At 32.7% G+C, this 20,715-nt stretch carries 14 protein-coding genes and 5 pseudogenes; 6 read left to right on the forward strand and 13 right to left on the reverse strand.

The features are described from left to right. Positions 1–66: 66 nt before the first annotated feature. Positions 67–338, forward strand: a pseudogene (locus ACODS7_RS25580) (M15 family metallopeptidase); the annotation flags it as partial. 198 nt (positions 339–536) lie between these two features. On the opposite strand, the gene ACODS7_RS25585 reads toward ACODS7_RS25580, so the two are convergent. Continuing rightward, positions 537–956 (reverse strand): DUF1259 domain-containing protein, encoded by a 420-nt coding sequence (locus ACODS7_RS25585; protein ID WP_016081059.1) that lies wholly within the window; start codon positions 954–956, stop codon positions 537–539. 549 nt (positions 957–1,505) lie between these two features. Here ACODS7_RS25585 and ACODS7_RS25590 point away from each other — a divergent pair. Continuing rightward, positions 1,506–2,000, forward strand: a pseudogene (locus ACODS7_RS25590) (Y-family DNA polymerase); the annotation flags it as partial. A 166-nt stretch (positions 2,001–2,166) separates the two neighbouring features. On the opposite strand, the pseudogene ACODS7_RS25595 reads toward ACODS7_RS25590, so the two are convergent. Further along, a pseudogene (locus ACODS7_RS25595) lies at positions 2,167–2,367 on the reverse strand (transposase); the annotation flags it as partial. 538 nt (positions 2,368–2,905) lie between these two features. Here ACODS7_RS25595 and ACODS7_RS25600 point away from each other — a divergent pair. Further along, positions 2,906–3,115 (forward strand): hypothetical protein, encoded by a 210-nt coding sequence (locus ACODS7_RS25600; protein WP_373371763.1) that lies wholly within the window; start codon positions 2,906–2,908, stop codon positions 3,113–3,115. Between the two features lie 488 nt (positions 3,116–3,603). Here ACODS7_RS25600 and ACODS7_RS25605 read toward each other — a convergent pair whose 3' ends face one another. The 3 genes from ACODS7_RS25605 to cysC are packed head-to-tail and all read right to left on the reverse strand — an operon-like array spanning position 3,604 to position 5,696. Further along, positions 3,604–4,377, reverse strand: coding sequence for a sulfite exporter TauE/SafE family protein (locus tag ACODS7_RS25605; protein WP_061659076.1), 774 nt, complete (start codon positions 4,375–4,377; stop codon positions 3,604–3,606). Positions 4,378–4,422: 45 nt separating this feature from the next. Beyond that, complete coding sequence (locus ACODS7_RS25610; protein WP_243169030.1) at positions 4,423–5,067, reverse strand: hypothetical protein; 645 nt, start codon at positions 5,065–5,067, stop codon at positions 4,423–4,425. A 14-nt stretch (positions 5,068–5,081) separates the two neighbouring features. Further along, positions 5,082–5,696, reverse strand: a complete 615-nt coding sequence (gene cysC / locus ACODS7_RS25615; protein WP_061659078.1) for an adenylyl-sulfate kinase — start codon at positions 5,694–5,696, stop codon at positions 5,082–5,084. 649 nt (positions 5,697–6,345) lie between these two features. Here cysC and ACODS7_RS25620 point away from each other — a divergent pair. Continuing rightward, positions 6,346–6,549, forward strand: a pseudogene (locus tag ACODS7_RS25620) (IS6 family transposase); the annotation flags it as partial. Positions 6,550–6,803: 254 nt separating this feature from the next. Here the strand turns inward: ACODS7_RS25620 and ACODS7_RS25625 are convergent. From ACODS7_RS25625 to ACODS7_RS25635, 3 genes and pseudogenes are all read right to left on the reverse strand, one after another. Continuing rightward, positions 6,804–8,181 (reverse strand): annotated as a pseudogene (locus ACODS7_RS25625) (sugar phosphate nucleotidyltransferase). A 1,639-nt stretch (positions 8,182–9,820) separates the two neighbouring features. Continuing rightward, entirely contained in the window at positions 9,821–11,503 is a 1,683-nt protein-coding gene (locus tag ACODS7_RS25630; protein ID WP_243169031.1) for a glycosyltransferase, read from the reverse strand. Between the two features lie 499 nt (positions 11,504–12,002). Further along, positions 12,003–13,163 carry a glycosyltransferase family 4 protein gene (locus ACODS7_RS25635; protein ID WP_243169032.1) on the reverse strand — a complete coding sequence of 387 codons (1,161 nt, stop codon included), beginning with the start codon at positions 13,161–13,163 and terminating at the stop codon, positions 12,003–12,005. Positions 13,164–13,622: 459 nt separating this feature from the next. On the opposite strand from ACODS7_RS25635, the gene ACODS7_RS25640 reads away from it, so the two are divergent. Further along, complete coding sequence (locus ACODS7_RS25640) at positions 13,623–14,369, forward strand: sulfotransferase family 2 domain-containing protein (protein WP_061659083.1); 747 nt, start codon at positions 13,623–13,625, stop codon at positions 14,367–14,369. A 270-nt stretch (positions 14,370–14,639) separates the two neighbouring features. Further along, positions 14,640–15,278: a DUF1796 family putative cysteine peptidase gene (locus ACODS7_RS25645; RefSeq protein ID WP_243169033.1), complete on the forward strand. Its 639-nt coding sequence runs from the start codon at positions 14,640–14,642 to the stop codon at positions 15,276–15,278. 533 nt (positions 15,279–15,811) lie between these two features. On the opposite strand, the gene ACODS7_RS25650 is transcribed toward ACODS7_RS25645, so the two are convergent. The 5 genes from ACODS7_RS25650 to ACODS7_RS25670 form a co-directional block, all read right to left on the reverse strand. Then, positions 15,812–16,933, reverse strand: coding sequence for a DegT/DnrJ/EryC1/StrS family aminotransferase (locus tag ACODS7_RS25650; protein WP_172796615.1), 1,122 nt, complete (start codon positions 16,931–16,933; stop codon positions 15,812–15,814). An 83-nt stretch (positions 16,934–17,016) separates the two neighbouring features. Next, positions 17,017–17,991: a GDP-mannose 4,6-dehydratase gene (gene gmd / locus ACODS7_RS25655; RefSeq protein WP_000806307.1), complete on the reverse strand. Its 975-nt coding sequence runs from the start codon at positions 17,989–17,991 to the stop codon at positions 17,017–17,019. A gap of 207 nt (positions 17,992–18,198) precedes the next feature. Continuing rightward, entirely contained in the window at positions 18,199–19,335 is a 1,137-nt protein-coding gene (locus tag ACODS7_RS25660) for a glycosyltransferase (protein WP_243169034.1), read from the reverse strand. Positions 19,336–19,460: 125 nt separating this feature from the next. Further along, a complete protein-coding gene (locus tag ACODS7_RS25665; protein WP_080448873.1) occupies positions 19,461–19,574 on the reverse strand; it encodes a YjcZ family sporulation protein in 114 nt (37 codons plus the stop codon). A gap of 622 nt (positions 19,575–20,196) precedes the next feature. Continuing rightward, on the reverse strand, positions 20,197–20,715 hold a 519-nt coding region (locus tag ACODS7_RS25670), incomplete at its 5' end, for an IS6 family transposase (protein WP_488827878.1).

The following is a 20,715-nucleotide window of genomic DNA, read 5'->3' on the forward strand; positions in this document are numbered from 1 at the left end:
GTATGCGAATTCAGGAGGTGTTTTTTTCATGTACCACTATTCGGGTTCACTTCACGTATAGGGGGCTTTTTTGAAAAAACGGGACATATCGAACATCAACTAGGCTTAACGATGGATGTTAAAGATACAAATAATGAATTAGAGTTATGGTGTGCTAAGACGAAGGAAGGGAAGTGGCCGAAAGAAAATACGCATCGTGCAGGATATATCATTTGTTATCCAAAAGAATAGAGAAATATGACTGTTTATGCGTATGAGCCTTGGTATATTCGCTATGTAGGAGAAATTGCTAAAAAATATATAAGGAAAAACTAACTTTAGAGGAATATATGAGATAAGAAAGCCACAGTGAATTGAAAATCTGTATTTTTTGTTTAGGCAATAATATTTTATAAAATAGTAGGGTACTTTATTTTAATAGATTCAAAAACTGCCTATCTAAAAATTTGATAGGCAGTTTTTTTACTTTTTGGCAAAAAGTGAAATGATTTTATTATGTTTACACATATAGAAAATGTAATTATTCCAAACACCAATCATTGCCCTTCATTATTAGCAATAGGATAGCTACTTAAGGATAAAAAAGAATTCGCCAACTTTTGTGCAAAATGTAATGGGGGCTCTACCGATTGGACATGAATATACATAATTAAGGGATTCATGTACAGCCAGTGATTATGTAAAGCACTGACAATAATTCCTTGTTGTATAATTGATTGCATAAATGCAGGAATCTCTTCTTGTAGAACAGCGATTTCGCCTAAATTTAATGCATTACCATTTTGATCCAACGATTCAAAACTTACTCCGACGGGTACTACATTGGTACTCCGTTTTCCTTGAACAAGCACGCTAAAATCGCGGTGAAAAGACACCGAACAACCACCTTGACTTATTTTACTTTTTCCTTTAAGTATTGTAGCAAATTGTTCACAAATGAAATTAAGATTGTGCATAAATTCAATCCCTTTCTCGTACAAAATTATATAATTAGAGATTTGAATGTTTATTTTAAAAGAAATACAAGCTATAGTACTTGGCTATTCGGAACTTTATTGGAGGTGATTAATGTATCCGAGTTATTAAACTTACGATTTATGATAGTCTGTTCGAGATGTTATTATAAAAAATTCATAAAGTATGCACTTATATATTTTTAGTTTATGTAGATTAAATAAATATGTATTTAAATTTGAATGATAAAACTAGAAAAACAACGTTGAGAAAATAACCAATAATATTTTGTTTTCTATAAAAAAACACTACTAAAAAATGAGTTCTAAAATACCGTACCTATTCACGAAGAATTTAGTTGTTTCTCCCTGTATCTATTTATATTTTTCGGTATAGAAAACAATTCCTATGAATACAGAGGGAAATTCTTTAAGGTTTTCTTAGAATTTAGTAAAGGTTATTTTAACCAAAATTTTCATAGAAATACCTTCAAAAAGAACAAGAGTTCGTATATAATGAGAACAAACGTTCTTTATTTAGGAGTGATTACCTTGTATGATTATTTTCTTTTACCGAATCGTATTATTCTTTGTGTAGATCTTCGTAGCTTTTATGCGAGTGTATCATGTATTAAAAAAGGACTTGATCCAAGATATACAAAATTGGCTGTCGTAGGGGATGTGAATCAGAGCGGATCAATTGTATTAGCGGCAACACCGCCATTAAAAGCGTTAGGAATAAAGAAGATGGCTCGTTTGTACGAAATACCGAAGCGACCAGATATTATTATTGTGAATCCAATTATGCATACGTATATGAAGTGTTCAACTTTCATAACGGGTTTAGCTTTGCAGTATGTCGCGCCGGAAGATTTTCATCAATATAGTATCGATGAATTTTTTATGGATATGACTGCAAGCATTCATTTGTTTGCCAGTAATCCGCGCGAGTTCGCATTAAAGTTCAAGCGAGAAATATATGAACGCACACGGATTGAAAGTACGATTGGTATAGGGCCTAATTTATTATTGAGTAAAGTTGCTTTGAGACTACCAAAAATTACTTTGTACATAAATAAAAAACGTATATTAGCGCTATTTATCTATTGATACGGAATGTACATTATATATGTACATTCTTTTTTGAAATTGTAGAAAATTTATGCTTTGTATACTTAATGTGTGACTTTCTTTTTTACTTGGGGTTCGGCCACATCGCTATCAAGCTAAACCCATACAAATAGCATTCCAATCTTTCTTGTTTTATCTTTCTACAATGATGAATATGAAAGGATGATTTCCATGTTTTAAATTAAATCTTAATTTGCCAACGTAAAGAGTACCAATCATGTACTTGTCCCATCGGGACAATATCTTATACATTGATACCACTAAGTCGTTTACTACGAGGGGCACCATATCATTTCGGGGAAATTGTACGTACATTTAGATACAATTCGGACACATTTTTTCATTCCTTTTACGTTAAAGGAAAATACTCATACAGTTAAATAATGTTGGTACAAAATATTTTTCTGTTTGTATTCTAAAGTTTTAAAATCAAACATATATATACAATACAGCGGTGTTTTCCTATTACTCCTGATGGACCTGTGAAAAATAGAGCTGCTAATATGCAGCTCTATTTTGTCGTTTTTTCAGGAAATATAAGTTATTTTTCTTGTACTTATTCACATAAAATTGAAATAAAAAGAGCACTTAGATATAGTGTTCTTTTGATTAAGACTCATGTCAGAAATGAGTGCATACTATTATATGCAAGTTTTTGAGGATGTGAACTATGAGTGCGGTAATTTTTTATATTTTTTAGCTTTTACTAAAGGTTATGCTGAAATAAAGAAGGTCTTAAAAAATACATTTTTTTATAATGTGTTTATGAAAGGGATAATAATTAGTGGTAGTAATGAAAGTTGTTAAAAGGAGGAGTTTCTTTGAATATCCTAAGTAAAAGCAAATTATTTTTAATATTATCTTCTCATCGTTCTGGTTCCAGTGCGACAGCTGGAATGTTGGATGTTTTAGGGATACATATGGGAGATTCTTTATTAAAGCCCTCATCTACTAATCCAAAAGGTTATTTTGAAAATGTAGATTTTGTTTATCTAAATGACAAAATTCTTCATACAGTTGGTGCTGCGTAGGATAATACACCTAAAAGAGAAGAACTTCGTTGCTCTATCGATCTATCAAGTGATATCCTCTCTTTTTTAAACAAACATGTTAAACCTTTATGGGGATTGAAAGACCCTAGAATGGTTTTAACATTTGATATATGGAAACCACATCTTAATTTGTTAGGAGACATTACATATATATTTACTTGGAGACCAATACAAGAGTCCGTATCTTCGCTAGTTAATAGGAATAAGATTGACGAACAAACAGCTGTAAATATCTTGACACGTTATCAAGAAAACTTTATATATATTATCGGAATCAACTCGAGCAAGAAAACAAAGATATTATTGATGTACATTTTGATCAGCTACTGGAAACCCCTGAAAAATTTGTCAAGGAGATCAATTATAGAATAGGAAATAAAAATCATAACAATCAAGATATCGTGAAAAACTTTTTAGATAAAAAACTAAAACACTTTTAAACGAACATTTGTCCTTTTTTCTAATTTTCAATACGTAATGACTAATTTCAGTCCACTAATGAAAATAATTAATGCTAAAAGAAACTGAAGTGGTTTAACAGGAATCTTGCTAGATAATTTACTACCTATGATGACTCCTGGAATAGAACCGATAAGCAAATTAATTGTTAATATATAATCTACATTTCCTAACTTCATATTTAGTATACTTGCTACAGTAACTAATATAAAAGCATGTGTAATATCTGTTCCTACTAATTCAGATGTCTTCATTTGATATAAATATATCATAACAATAGCAAATAAAGAACCAGAGCCAACAGAGGTAAGGCCAACAACAAAACCAAGTATAGCACCAATAAAAATAGTTACATTCTTCTTTTGTTCTAAAGTTTGTTTTTGAAAGTAATTTGGAACAGATTGATTGTAGAAAAGGATTTTTATGAAAATAGAGATGGCTGCAACAATTAGAACATAACCTATTATATATTTGAGCAGTTCTTCTCGATTTTGATGCAAAATTGGTAAGAAGTGAATGGTTGTTATTGCGATAATTGCACTAGGTATACTACCTAAAGCTAAATATCTTACTAGTTTGAAGTTAATTGTTTTTTGTTTCCAATGTTGGGTTATCCCAACCATTTTAGTGATAGAATTATACAGTAGATCTGTACCAACTGCTATAGAAGGGGTAATGCCTACCGTTAATAGAAATGGCGTCAGTAATGCAGCTCCTCCTATTCCTGTCATTCCAACTAGCACCCCTACAACCATCCCCATAATTATAATTGAAATACTCATTATATAATTCTCCTCTTTACCATCAATAGCTAAATTTAAGATAACCTAATCCATATGAATGAAATACTTGTTTACTAAGAGGCTGTCTTTGGAATACTGGTACATTAGAAAATCATCTTGGAATATTTCTACAACTAGGTCTAATGTTTCTTTATCATAGAAACTTTTATATGTCGGTAACTTCGGTAATGAAGGATCCGTTATATCTACATCTGCATAATTCCCTTTAAAGGTCATTTGATGTGCTCTATGAACTGGGTTTCTTGTTTGAAATCCTACAACTGTATTCCAATTTCTATTTTTAAATTCTCTTCTTATTTGCGAAGGTGTTTTGTAAAATTGCGTAAAGTTTTTATTTTTTGGAGGGATCTTTATTAAATGAACTGGTCCTGACAAATATACGTTAGGCCGACTAAAAAGTTTTTTTACGCCGGGGTGTTGAGAGTCCGTTGTTTGAAACACCTTTTTTGCCTCTTCAACTTCATTTTTTAGCCGCAGTCTAGAAAGAACGGATTCATAGTCTTCTTTTGAAAAAAATCCTGTTAAAGGACTATATGCTCCATTTGCAATTAATTCCAAATCAGATAGGGCCATTGTATCAACTTCAACTTCATGAGTAATAGTAGAGATATCAAGATTAAGATTAATTCGATTAATTAATTTCCCACCATGAGGAATTACTAAAGTCATAAAGTTCACTCCTTTTACTCAGTTATTTTGGCTGTATCAAATAAATAACTCATAACTTTAAAAGCGCACTCTTCAATCGAAAGTTGACTTGTATCAAGAGTGATTTCTGGATTTAGTGGTTTTTCATATGGGTCATCAATTCCAGTGAAATGGGGTATTTCTCCATTTCTTGCCTTGTTATAAAGCCCTTTTGGATCTCGTTTTTCACATTCTTCAATAGGACAATGTACATAAATTTCTATATATTCGTCTTTATCAAATAGTAACCTTGCGGCCTCACGGTCACTTTGATAAGGGGAAATTAATGCAGCAAGAACAACAAAACCAGCATCTACAAAGAGTTTACCAATTTCTGCTGTTCTTCTTACATTTTCTTTTCTATCCTTCTTTGCATGCGAGAGATCTTTATTAATTCCAAGCCTTAGATTATCTCCATCGAGCACATAAACACAAATCCCCTTTTTAAATAATTCGAGTTGAAGAGCATTTGCAAGTGTTGATTTTCCTGATCCAGAATAACCAGTTAACCAAATCATTACGCTTTTATGACCGTAAAAATTTTGTCTATCCTCTTTGTTTATGATAAATTCATGCTCAAAAACATTTTTCTGGAAGTCTCTTTTGTGCAAGCTTTTTCACCTCCATTCATAGGATTAGAATATAGTTTATTTATCTAATCTTTGTGGTCATATAGGACCAACATAAAATATTACCATGTAAAAACGTTTCTAAGAGAAGATATTCGTCTTATGTTCGTTTTTTTACCTTCACATTCTAAAAATTAAATGTAGTTCAATGTATATAGAAATTAACGGGATAGGATATTTTAAACAAGGAAGCATCTTAGCGTCTTGAAGCTCCTAATCCCATCTTTAGTCAGATTTAAAAGTAGATATGTCGATTTTTTCAGGGGATTTATAGGGGGGCTATATGTTTACCTTAACTTGAAAGATTTTAATACCTCGAAGTATCAAAAACCGTTATTCTTTTCCTAGGTAGGGGCCACCATATCATTCTGGGAAATTTGTACGCTAAGGGATACAAAATCTTATCATTATAGACTTTTTTACAGGTAACTACATGTTCAGAAAAATAAGAAATTAGGTTTAATTGAAAACGGATTTGTTTACACACTTTATGAACATAATTATAGTCAGAAAATGTTGATATTATTGAGTTTTACCCTCTGTTCATAAATATAAGGTTTTCTGGAAAGGTGCCTCTAAACGTACAATTTTCCCAAAATGGTATGGTGAGGCTTAATAGCACTATTATAAAATTAATAATTGTGTTTTAAACCACCATTTTATACGTATCTCGGCTGAACTCCATGTTAGGATTTAAATCCTTTCGGACTGCCAAATGGATTCTTGCCGGGATTGAAGCCATGCACATGATAAAAAAGGGCAAACCTCTCAAGGGGAGAAGTCTGTCCAAAATCAAATGAACTTCATTCATCAACTATTCAGTATTACGGCATAAAAGCAGATTCCATTAGGAATATCTTCTTCTTTATATCCCAAAAAAATGTTTGCACCAGAACCGAAACAGGTGTGTCACTTGACGAAAAAGCAGTCCAAGAGGTAGGGGATTCTTTCAATGGAAGGGAAAAGAAAATTTAACTCCTTCGTACATTCTCATTTTATTTAATGAAAAAATAAATAAAACGTTATAGACAGGTTACAAATTTCACTGAAAATAAGGGGTATACCCAATAAATGGTTTTAGTGGATATTTTATTTGAAATCTCGTTCAATTTCCTCCCATGTCATATGAGTGCGCACAATATCATCTTCTACTAACTGACTTCCCATTTGTACCTCAATAAATTCTAAGTCGGTAATCGCACGCGCCCCATGCTTTGTCTTAGCCGGAATATAAATAACATCTCCAGGTTTTATCATTTTGAATTTCCCGTCTATAATAAGTTCGCCTTCTCCTGCAATGATTGTCCAAACTTCTTCGCGCTTAAAATGCATTTGATAACTGAGATTTTTTTCAGCTAAAATTTTTAATCGTTTGGTTAAAACTTCATTTCCATCTTTAAGTTTTTCGTAATCTAGAACACGGTAGTTTCCCCAGCGTTTTTCTTCATACATAGGTCTTGGATTTTCGTGATTTATAAGTTCTTTAATTTTTCCACTTTCCTGTTTATCAGCTACCAAAATACCTTCAGGACTCGCTATTACAATGCTATTACTGATATTTGCTACAACAAGAGGGAGATTTAGTTCATTGATGATATGAGTATTAACGGTATTTTTACTTAGCATTCCATCTCCAATAATTTGTGCATCCATAACCTCTGTGAGGGTACTCCAAGTTCCTAAGTCACGCCATGCTCCTTCATATGGCATTACTACAATATCATCGCATTTTTCTACAACTTCATAGTCAAAGCTTCTTTGAGGAAGGGTGGAATATTGTTGGATAAGCTCTTCATACTGAACTGGTATTTTCATAGAAGTTAGATATTGAATTAAAAATTCTAATTTAAAGGCGAATACGCCGCAATTCCAAAGCGCTTCTTGTTTAATAAGTTCTTTTGCTTTGTTTTGTAATGGTTTTTCAATAAAATGGTTAACTTTCATATATGGAAGTGTTTGTGCTGATAAAGGGTGACTAGGGGTAGTCGTAATATAGCCATACTGTTCAGAAGGATGTGAAGGTCGAACGCCCATAAGTGCAAGTGATGCATTTGAGTCCGCCAATATTTGATTAAGTTTAAGTAGGGCTTCAAAGAAAGAATTCTCTACATAAGCATCAACAGGCATGATACAAATAGTCTCGTTTACATCAACATTTAGAACAGAGTAGAGATAGACAGATGCTAGAGCAATAGCAGGGAAGGTATCTCGTCGATCTGGTTCGATGATAAGAGGAAGTTTATCGTCAAGTTGATTTTGAATAATATCAGTTTGAGATTTGCAAGTTGTTATATAAGTAGAGTTTGTTAGACCAATAGATTGAACTTGCCTCACAATTCTTTGAATCATAGATTCCTGAACACCATACTGGTTACGAAGTATTTTTAAAAATTGTTTAGATCTAGAATTGTTTGATAATGGCCATAAGCGTTTTCCAGACCCTCCAGATAGTTAAAAGAAGTTTCATATTATTCCAACTTTCTAGTAGTATTAAACTTCGATGTTAGGGTTAATAAAATAAGTACAGGGTTTTGTACCTGTGCGGCTCTTTTAAGAAGCATGTGTTTATTATCCAATAAAAGCTGGTATTTAGTAACAACATAAGTCCATTTACAAGCATTTTTGTTGTTTATATTCTTTTTATTAAGTAGTTGCTTTTGGGGTACCTCGAGAAATAACGTGTCGTGAATATTATTATAACTACTAGCCCCGTACTTTTTTAATCCCATAATCTAAATAAGACAAGTTGAGTAATACTGGTTCCTTTAATTAAAATCATGTAAAAGAAGTTTCACGAGCTGTTGATGTGTGGATTATACAACTACATTAAAGTATGCTTATTCAGCTATTAGCATGTTAGTTTAAAATACATTTTTATTTGAGGCATAATGATTGCTTTTGTCGATACCTTTATTGTATAAGTATAACAATTAACTACATGTAGATGTACTTATATATCCATATTTAATATTAAAGCTTATAAATATTAAAACGGACTTAATAACTAATAACTCGTTTAATAAAATTATATGTGGTTCATAGTGAATAGGTGATGATATTACTTATAAAATGGATGTCTTATTCAAATATTGTTTATACAGAAGCTCCTGTCCGCTTATTAACTGTACTTGCTCAAAAACGCAAGAAAATTTACCATGTAAAATGAATTGAAAGTTCTCCTTACGCAACTTGCAGCTGTTTTTGAGTTATGTCTAAAGGCTCTCTTGCTTTTGCTGAGGTATAAACGAACTCAATCTAACTGTTTTAGTTTTCTTTTGCCATTGATGTATGCTCACTATAAATGACATTTTCTCTATCAGCATACAAATCGTGGAACTACAATTCAACAAGGTCCATAAACTAGTGCTTTCGTACTTGATATCGTTCTAAAGAAAGCTTGATTTTCATGGTGCGAAAATAGGTTTCAATTGTTCATCTCTTACTACAATACTGCATTATTTGCTTATTTGATAATCCTATCCCAGCTACATCGGTACTTAAAAAGGCACGTATGTTTTCTGAATGGAAACTTTCACAATGAATATCTGTTAATGTTCAAGAAACCCCATGAGCTAAGATTCCTTTTCAAAAATAAACCAGTTGGTTCATGACTGGTTCTGATTAATAAAGTGGTACACTCAATTTTTGTAACAAATGTTGATTTTCTGTTTGATGTGTTGTTTTGTATAGATGGGATATCTTGTATATACTCCTTTATTGAAAATAAATCCATGATAGCTTTATTGTATACAAGATTGGTGTCGCGTGCTCTTATAGTGAATTTTTGTTAGCGTTTTTGGGTAAGTACCGTTATTAACGTAGAATCAATCTGCAATGTGGAACGTTATTTTTAATCCTTATTGATAAGGAAAGAACTATAATTCGAAATGATATTTTCATGTAGAGGGTAACTCAAAGAAGTTTTTGAGAAGAAAGGAGTGGAGTTGCTGTTTATGGAAGATATATTAAATATTTATATTACATCAATACAAAACCCACTTTCTCCTCTAGGATTATAAGAAAGTGGGCTCTTTTCATAATGATTATTAAGAGTCAATCTTTAAACATACTGTCTATTTGTTCAATGGTGCTTATTATACTTTTAATTAATTATTTATGAAGATTTCCGTTAGTAGTGCATAGTATTCCTGTGCAACGTTGCTCCAAGTTCTCTTTAGGATATGTTCAATTGCTATTTGTTGTTGTGTTAAGAGAGTGTTATTGTGTTGCCAAAGATGATGAATAGCAAGCATCATTTCATTTGCAGAATATGGATTAAATGGGATGAATTTTTCAATATCCGTTATAATTTCTTCAACAACTTCAAGTTTACTAACTGCTACAGGAGTATCCATAATTAAAGATTCCAATAATTGAAAAGGACAGCTTCCTTCAAAAAGTGTAGGAACAATGGTTCCTATTGCATGTTTATACAAGAGTGGGACATCGTTTGTTGGTATTCTACCTAAAAATACAACACTATCTCGTATATATGGATCCTCGCAATTATTAAGCACCTTTACAATCTCTTCTTCCGTAGGTCTACCGTGGAAATGATCAGTTAAAACTAGACGAAGATTAGAGGTAGTGCCTATATGAGCTTGCTTAAACTTGAAGAAAGCTTCAATCAACCGATCATGATTTTTATGCAGACGAATCACAGAAGGATAAAAAATATAGTCGTTATTTAAATTGTACTTCTGTCTGAAGGTGTTTTCATTCAATGAACTGACAGATTTATATTCCTCAGATGGGGGAGCTAATCTGATTACATGCATTTTTTCTGGCGGTAGTTTTAAAAACTTCATCCCTTCATGATCTCTTATAAAGTTAGAGTTAAATACGACTTTTTTTGCTTTTGTCACTAATTGATTAACCTTGATATGAAATTGAGCATAGAAATTTGGATATGTTTTATCATATTGTTCTTTGAAATGCATGTATACTAAATCGTGTAAACAAACAATCATTGGTTTCTCTAATTGTAAAGCTAGCTCCATGCCTACATAAGGGACAATCCAAATATCAACCGGAAAAGTGGTATTTACTGATTGTACATTATAGAATTTTTTGGTAGAGAATCTATTAGGAAAGGATAATGAGACGTTCTTAAATGAATCACTAATATGCACATAATTTATTGCATCGATTGCGACGGTTACGGTTGCATCCTTGTCAAGGTGCAGTAAGCTTTCTGCTAGCCGGATAGAAAAGCGCCCAATTCCTTCGCCGCCAAAATTACCGACTGTTCCTGAATAGCCGAGAAAAAGGCCGATTTTCGGAAAAGCTTTCTGACTTGTTTGAATTTTGGGGTGTGAAAGGGGAGTTTCTAAAAATTTTTGACACTCTTCAGATAATAAAAATCGTTCCATTAACTGTATTCTTGGAAATCCTGAAGCTAAAGCACTTAAATGATTTTGAAAGCCTATTGAGTCTGGGGAGCGGTTTAAAAATTGTTCGTATAATGAATGGAGAAACTTTTTGTCATCGAAATGGTAAAAAATCTGAATAATATGTGAAATTGTTTTTGTTTCATTGGATCTGGCTTCGTTTATTTGAATTACTTTTGTATATTGTGCTTGTGTTTCTTCCTTTATCATAATTTCTTGAATCATTGCTATTTTGGGTTTGTGTTTGAGTTTTTTCAAAAAATATTGCTCTTCTTCGTCTGATGGTTTCCTGTGCAAAAATTGTATATATGCCTGGTGAACAATTGCTTCGTTAGAGAGTTGCATGATTTTTCTTATCATATCGATAATGGTAGGCTGATTTTGGCCGTAATAACTCATAGTTGTGCCCCCTTTATATCTTTAAATTCAAATAATAAATCAAAAATAATCTTCTATATTTTACAGGAGTACTAACTGTTGTTTTAAATTTGGTCAATAATGCTATGTGACGTTTTATTATATTCTTTCTCTACGTGATTATGTCACTATGCAATAGTGTTCAGTTTTAACCGCAAAGCGGATAAGCCTTATGTTTAAAGTTGTATACAGTTTATGTGTTATACGGCCTTTATAGTACAGAAGTGGGGTATTAAGCTAGGGTAAGTGTGGCTTACTTTTATAAATCAAAAATAAATAATGCCCGCTAATTAATAGTATGTGTAAGCTATTAGGGATTCTTAAAAATTATATAAAATTATCTTTATATGAAAAGCTTTACTCTAATCGTAATTTAAAATGCGGATGAAGAAGATATATTGATTGTGTATAACTATTAAATATTTATCTCGCTATTTGTGGAAGTAGGGGTTTCTTTTAAGATACATAAAGAAGTTTCATTTTATTTATTGTAATACTTAAGATATGCTTGGCGCATTACATGTATATATTTTTTTGCAATATCTTCCCATGATTCAGCAGGATCGTTTATACCTTGGACAGTAGATAATTTATACTCATCATAATTTATAGTTATCTCTTCAAGAGCTTGCAAAATAGAATCGACCGATTCTGGGTTAAACCAAACGACTTTTGCACTATGACGAGATAGATGCTCACGCATAACAGGAATATCGGAGCAAAGAACTGGAACTCCTAATCTTAACGCTTCTTCTACAGGATAGCTTCCTCCACCTTCCGACAAGCTGGGCATAATTAATGCTTTAGCATTTTTTATAAGAGGTGCAACATCTTGATCAGTTACAAATCCAATTGGATATATATCTTCACTTCTCCGTAGTTCTAATCGTTTTATTAAAGAAACCAGCGTCGGAATAAATGGGATTTCTGGCCATGATGGTGGCTCATTTTGAAGTAAGTCTGTATAAGGGCCAAATAGAACTAACGGATATTTTTTTCGTTTTGTAAATTTTGAGTATGCGAGTAGCAAATTATAATGATTTTTATGCGGAGATGTATTGGAAGGATATACAAAGTATTCAGTGGGTAAGAATGATGTAAAACTTGAGTCTGAAAATAGTTCAGAAGAATATCCAATTGGCAAAATAGCATGAGGAATAACAACAGTACTTTGCAAATCATCTCCAAAGTGTGCAATGATACGGCTTTTTACATATTGTGATGGGGCTATTACAGTAGTACAACCATCTAACCATTTTTTTAAGTCTTCCCAGTATTCCCTTATATATGTTCCACTTGTAAATGGAGGAACAAAATCAAGAATAGTAGCATCGTGAAATGTACAAACACTAGGTCTGTTAACATCAACATATTTTTGATGATGCGGCCAAAAATAATAGATGACGTGACAATCTTTAATGAAATTTTTTCCTTTTTGTGAATTAATCTCCCCATCAAAATAAATTATTTCAACGTTTGATAAGTTTGTTGTATTGATTCTTTCTTTAAATTTGGATCTAGGAGAGACAATTATTCGAATCAACTCAATATCATCTTGTCGGGCCATAGCTGGTAGAAGGTTAGCTAAAAGCCTTGTTCCCCCGCCAGGTGACTCGTTTTGAGTCCAAATTAGAATTCTCATCAGTTTGTACCACCTTTATCTCATGATATACAAGTTTCTATCTAATTTATGCAATTTTAGACAATTTTGTGTAGCATAATACGAATTATGTATTAGATGTCAATGAAGGATAACGTTTTACATAAATCATACATTTCTTCGAGACGAAAAGTTAGTTGATAAGCTCGTTTTGTTCAGTGTAATTCGTTCTTATATTTTGTTCCCTATTTGTGAGCGATAACATCTTCTATTTCAAGAGTTAGGGAGAATTAAAGAAGATAGTAGAGCCTCCAATGATAGTAGTTTTACTTCATAAGAGTAGGATAGTGACTTAAATAATTATATATGAAATGTATAAAGTATATTATGGAAAAACAATAGATTCGAGAAGGAATTTCAGTAATAAAAAGTGTTATGATTCATACACTGAAATGAAATATATACAAATCACATAATTATTAGACTGAAAGTGGGGATTATATGACAAAAAAGCAATGCAGTAGCAAACAAAAACCTTTGTTGATTTATATTCACATACCAAAATCGGGAGGAACTACATTAACAGATATAATTTATAGGCAATACGCTGATAATATCCTCTACGATGTTAATCGCTATGGATTGAATCAGCAAAGTGTGTTGTTACTAAAAGAAAAGCTAACAACAGCTGATACTTTATGTGGTCACCTCTTGTTTGGCGTACATCACCATATTTCTAGACCGTGCACTTATATTACAATGTTAAGGAATCCAGTTGATCAAGTCCTTTCATGGTTTTATTTTGCTCATAAGAATCTAGATCAATATAAAGAATTATTTTTTGAAGGGACAATTGATGAATATATAAATAACCCAGATTTCGATTATTATACGATTAACTTCCAAACTCGTTTCATTACAGGTAGTGATATTGCAGATTTAGAAATAGCAAAAGAGACTATAGCAAATAATTTTTCTGTAGTAGGTATTACGGAGTTGTTCGACGAATCTTTGTATATTATGAAAAAGGAATTTGGTTGGAAGAATGTTAAATATCAAAAATTAAATGTTAATGCACAAAGAGCTCGAAGGGAACACATTCCGCAAACAGCTATTGATAAGATTGTAGAGAAAAATGAAATAGATTTTCAATTATATAATTATGCTAAGGAAATGTTAGAAAAAAAGATTGCTTCCTTAGATGCTGCCTCAATTAGAGAATTACGGGCGTTTCAAACTAATGATTAGTTTTTGTTTTTTACTTGAATGATTGTAACAGATATATCTTAGAGGCGATTTAAAGGACTGGAACAGGAATTATTTTGTTTCAGTTTTTTCTGTTGTTGATATGAAAATACAACATTTTGTATTCTACATAGTAATGGCTTATGCGTAAGAAAATCCAAAATGGATATGATATATAGAATATTATTTTTATATAAAGTCTATTTTTAAGTTTATAATGCAACTTGTCTATCTAGAAAACATATTATATAGAATAAAGGGGTGAATACAGAAATGAAGTTAGCAGATATTAAAAGAAATTATCATGCAATTTTTAGTTTGGGAGCAGATTGTTATGTAGGCTTTTGGTTAAATCAATTTAAGTTAAGACCGTTTTCTGGATTTTTAGATTGGGTGAGAAGTCCTTCTTTAAAAGACGTAAACCAACTATTAAACAATAGATTTATAAATTTTTTAGAATTACAATACCTTACCTTTGTTTGTTACACGCCTGAAGGTGGACATAATTTAATACTTAGAGATAATTTGTACAATATAGATTTCGTACACGATTTTTTAGCAACTGTTAATACTCCAACTTCATTCCCACAATATACGGAGAGAAAAGAAAAATACAATCGCCGTATTCAACGTTTCTTAAACTGTACAAAAACAAGTGAATGGATTCTTTTTGTACGCTCAGGTGGAACGTATGAAGAAGCTGCGGAGCTTGAAAAAATTTTATCAAGTATGGTTAAACATAACTTTCAGGTTCTTCTTATTTTAGATGGAGATATAGAGGAAATAAAAGAACTTGACTGGGAGTTAAAGCATACTTGTGTTGTTCAATTTAAAATGTATCCAGTAAGGGATTACATTCGCAATAAAGATGCATGTACAATGTTATTTAATGGGATCACTTTAACTTCTTAGATAGAATGATTTTATAGTTGTACCTCTATTCAAAGCACATTAATAATTTAAGGAGGCTTTAAGCATAAGGTTTTCATTGAGTAAAAGAAGTGAAAGATATTAACTTGAATTGTACATGCTAGTTCCCTTTTTACAGTCTAAGTCTTCTTACTTTAATGCAAGGTGAACGAGCTATTTTAAATATCAATTCTTTTTAGGTATAATATCCATTTTCTTGTAGTTAACGTGTGTATAGTTCTAAGGACACATCATAGTGAATTCAGTACAATGCATAGCAGAAGAGATGTGTCCATACATAATTAATACTTTTGCTGTTTAATGATACTAGACTTTACTATCGCTACATATTTTTTTGGAGAGGAGTTGTGTTTTAATCATCTCTCGGCTAAGCTTGCTTTATTGTCTAATATGGAGAATAAGGATTGAAATAGAGAAGTTAATTATATTTGTAGTAAGGTGAATTTTGTTAGTTTGATTAAGCAAGTGAGTGGTGTTTCATTCTTCAGTGGGAGATAAAAGCTTGATATCATTTCCTAAGTATTTATCTCGTTTAATGTTTCCGTTATTTTTAAGCTAATATATCGAATATCATCATCAGACAAGCTTCCGTAACTTGGAACATTAATACCCTGAGCAAAAATACGATTTATTATAGGGAATTCTACTGAATCTTGTAAATTTTGGTAAGTAGGCAATGCATGCATAGGATAGAAAAAAGGTCTAGTTTCGATTCCTTTATCTATTAAGCGATCCATTAACAAATTCCGTTCGTTTTCAGTAAAATCTTTACATATTATGCTAAACATCCAATATACATTTTTAGCCCATTCTTTTTCGATAGGTAATATGAGACGATGATCATTTTTTAAGTTTTGCGTATATTGATTAGCAATTCTAATTCGTTGCTGAATATGCCAGTTAATGTTTTCGAGTTGAGCGCAGCCGATTGCTGCCTGAATGTTGGTCATACGGTAGTTATACCCGATAACTGGAAACCAATATTTGCGTTTTAAGTCTATTCCTTGTGATTTTAGAATTCGAACCTTTTCAGCTATGTGGTCATTATTAGTAGTAATTATTCCACCTTCACCGGTGGTAATAATTTTATTACCAAACAAACTAAAAGTAGCACAATCACCAATTGCTCCTGTCATTTTCCCTTTGTATTGCGCTCCTACAGCCTGAGCAGCATCTTCTATAACAAATAAATTATATTTCCTTGCCAATTCTTTAATAGGGTCCATATCAGCTGGATGACCATAGATGTGAACAGGGATAATTCCTTTTGTATGCGGTGTGATTTTTTCTTCTATTTTCGCAGGATCAATATTCCATGTTGTTGAATCAGAATCAATAAATATAGGAGTTCCTCCACAATAGACGACTGCATTTGCTGTTGCAACGAATGTAAAAGTCGGAATTATTACTTCATCACCTTCTTTAATCCCATATGCTAACAGAGCAAGATGTAAAGCGGTTGTTCCGTTACTGCAAGAAATAGCATGTTTCACACCACAGTACTGTGCAAATTGTTCTTCAAACTTTTGAATATATGACCCGTTTGAAGATATCCAATTAGAATCGAGGCAGTCCATGACATATTGTTTTTCATTTCCATTTAATATAGGACTAGCGATAGGATAAAATTTTGTCATCATAATGTCCTCCCTACATAAAAATAAAGTTAAAGTACAAGTCAAGAGGGATAGGTAATATAAAAAGGTTATAAAATCAAATCTCATAATCCTTTTCTTTGCTGTTGTTGTCGTTCTAAATCGCTATCGACCATCATTGTAATTAGTTCTTTAAACTTCACTTCTGGTTTCCAGCCTAATGCTTTTTTCGCTTTTGCTGGATTTCCTAATAGAAGATCTACTTCAGCGGGTCTCAGAAACTTTGGATCTTGAATGACATGATTTTCCCAGTTTAATCCGACATAACTAAAGGCAATTTCAACTAATTCTTGAACTGTGTGAGTTTCACCAGTAGCAATAACATAGTCGTCTGGCTTTTCTTGTTGGAGCATAAGCCACATCGCTTTAACGTAATCTCCGGCATAGCCCCAATCTCGCTTCACATGCAAGTTGCCTAAATGGAGTTTATCTTGCAACCCGAGTTTAATTTTAGCCACTCCATCTGTTACTTTTCTTGTAACGAACTCCAAACCGCGGCGAGGAGATTCGTGATTAAATAAAATTCCTGAACATGCGAAATTATCATAGCTCTCTCGATAGTTCACAGTAATCCAATGTCCGTATACTTTAGCCACTCCATATGGGCTTCTTGGATAAAATGGAGTTGTTTCTTTCTGGGGAGTTTCCACTACTTTTCCGAACATTTCACTACTAGATGCTTGATAAAATTTAGCATCTGGTTTGGTAAGCCGAATCGCTTCAAGCATATTTGTGACTCCAAGGGCAGTTATTTCCACTGTATAAATAGGTTGAAGCCAAGAGGTTGCGACAAAAGATTGGGCGGCCAAATTATATACTTCATCTGGATTGGAAACTTTAACAGCTTGAATTAAGGAAGGTAAATCACGTAAATCTCCTGAAAGAAATTCAATCTCGTCTTTTAGATGTTTAATGTTTTCATCGTTTTCTGTTGCAGTTCGTCTTTTTAACCCATAAACTTTATATCCTTTATTTAACAATAATTCTGCTAAATAAGAACCGTCCTGGCCTGTAATTCCAGTAATCAATGCTTGTTTCATATTTTCACCCCATGCTGAATATAATCAAAACTTTTACCTCCTTTAATCATATGTTTCATATACCTAGACTGCTACTGAAATACCGTTTACTTTTACCATTACATGAATTGGATAGGGAGTATGGAGGAACTCAGTAAAATGGAGAGGCGAAACAATTTTAAAATTATTGTTTCGTCTCGCTAGATTAAGGAATAGATGATTTATACACTAAATACATCCTAATTCTATCAATCGTTTTTCAATCATATTTCCAGTCACGTTTGGTGAAAAATAGGTTATAATGGTCTCTTGTCCTTTCTTAGCGATAAGATTACACTGTGTTTGATTGGAGGTAAGCTGGCGCATAAAATAAGCAGCATGCTCAATATCTGGCTCAGCCCATATTTGGTTCTGTTTGTAAGGACCGTAATTTTGTTTTATTGGAACGAGGTTATAATTGACAGGACAAGAATTATCTGCGTTCATAAAATCAGTATTACCAGACCAATTTGTACCAATTACTGGTTTTCCTAAATACATTGCTTCTGCTAGTACAAGTCCAAATCCTTCAGAACGGTGTAAAGAGACCACGCAGTCAACCGATTGAATTAAGGCATTTACTTCTCCCCGATTTAATGATTGATTAATGAGATAAATATTACTATTATCTCGAATTAGATGCTGAATCTGTTTCACTTCTGCAAAATTTAAATTTGAATTATTGATTTTTAAAACAAGCCCAACGGAAGGATCATCCTTAGAAAATGCTTTTTGAAATGCTTGAATGGACGCAACTGGATTTTTGCGTTGTTGTATACTATTAGGATCATACATGGAAAGAAATAAAAAGCAATCTGTCGGTAAATTAAAGTGTTCACGAGTTATACCTTCAGAGCATTCTACTTGGATGCAGTGTGGAATACGGGTTACAGGAAGGTTTGTTTTTTTGGATATAGCTTCTAGTACAAAAGATGAGGGAACCCATACTTCATCGACAAGTTTTAAGCTGATATACCATTCCCTAGGAAGCTCCGGAAGCTCTGGAAGCTCCCAATGCCAATAACCAATATTGTAGCGACCGTTAAAAAATTGATGTCCAAGCTGCATATAAGCGGTTGGAAATACATCTGGATTTATATGAAAAATATTAATATCGTGGATAGGATCGGTTATTTCTTTATGTTTCCAAGTGAAATCTAATGATTTTACATGTGGAAGTGAATAATTAATAATACCAAATGGAATATTTGTACTTTGAATGGCTTTTGCTGCTAGGCGACAAGATTCTCCTAGTCCAAATTCGGCACGTGCATATCCTACTAGATTAATGCCTTTTTTTAATGGCTTTGCTTCAATCTTTTGCATTGCTTCGCTTCATTCCTTTCATCAACATCTCCGCCACTTCAGGGCGAGTAAACTCAGACGAAAAAGTTTATCCGCTGCGAAGTATTTCTCTAACTTGGGTACCACTTAAAATAACACGATCGGTATTAGAATGTGGGCATGTTTTTATAGCAGAAGCAAGCAGCTCCAACTATGATTAATAAAATAAATAATACAACTGATAAAGCAAAGCCGCCGCCACAACTACCACTAAACCCCATAATAGTTCCTCCTTTAGATAAGAGGGGAAAACACGGGGGCACTCATGTATTTTAATGGATTTAATTTACTTTATGTTTTTATAGAGTAATTGAGCAGGTCCTTTAAGAAATAAAGAAAAGACACCCTAAGGTGCCTTCCGCCGACTTGAACCATCACATTCTAATAAATATTGGATTGGATTATACTCATTTTGAACACTGTCATAGTAAGGATTTTCAGTCCCTAGCACCCAATTTTATTTTTCGATATGGTGAGTTTCTTTGTGGGCACATGTACACACACGTATTATTCTATATGAGTAAATTTAACTTTATTTGGATATAACTTTGCATTTATAACTTTGATCTTTACAGAATAGGTAGCTTCTTCTAGAGGATTTATAGGGGCTGAAAATGGTTGGAAAGCTGAATGCTTATGATTAGGGATAGTGGCACTTGTTACATATGATAGATCATCTATTAAATTATAAAACTCAAATACTACACGGCTTGGTTCTTGTTCATTAGCTGAACTTACATCAGCAATCCCAATAAAAGTATTAAAATAAGGGTAGTATCTTATGGGGTTCTGGTGCAAAAATAAAAGAGAATAAAGCGCATATATTCCTAACGTAATCGTATCTTATGCTGCAAATCCAAACAATTGATGGATGAATTCTTTCTGATTTTGGACAGACTGGTCCCGTAAATCAAGCTGTTCTTTTTTAATCATATGCATGGCTTCTACTCCAGAAAGAATGGATGTAGCTGTGTCAAAACATTTGAACCCTAGCATAGAACGGATTCGCTTCTTTATAAAGCGATGATCTTGTTCTACTATGTTATTCAAGTACTTTTGTTGTCTAAGTTGCATACCATCAGGTATGCTTTTTTCTTTTTTCAACTGTTCAATTACTATAGGATAAGCTGAGCTCTTATCGACGGTTATAACACGTGGCTTTGAAACATGAAAAGACCGCAAAGCTTTCTTGAAAAAGCGTTTTGCAGCCTTCTGGCCTCTTGTTTTGTTTAGGGAAAAATCAATTGTGTTTCCTTTCGAATCAACAGCACGATACAAATACATCCATTCACCTTTTACTTTGATATAGGGTGTTTTTGCCCATCCCCCCGAAAAGGGGGAATAAGAAAAAAGCAAGCTTTT

The organism is Bacillus sp. FG16, from assembly GCF_057809515.1.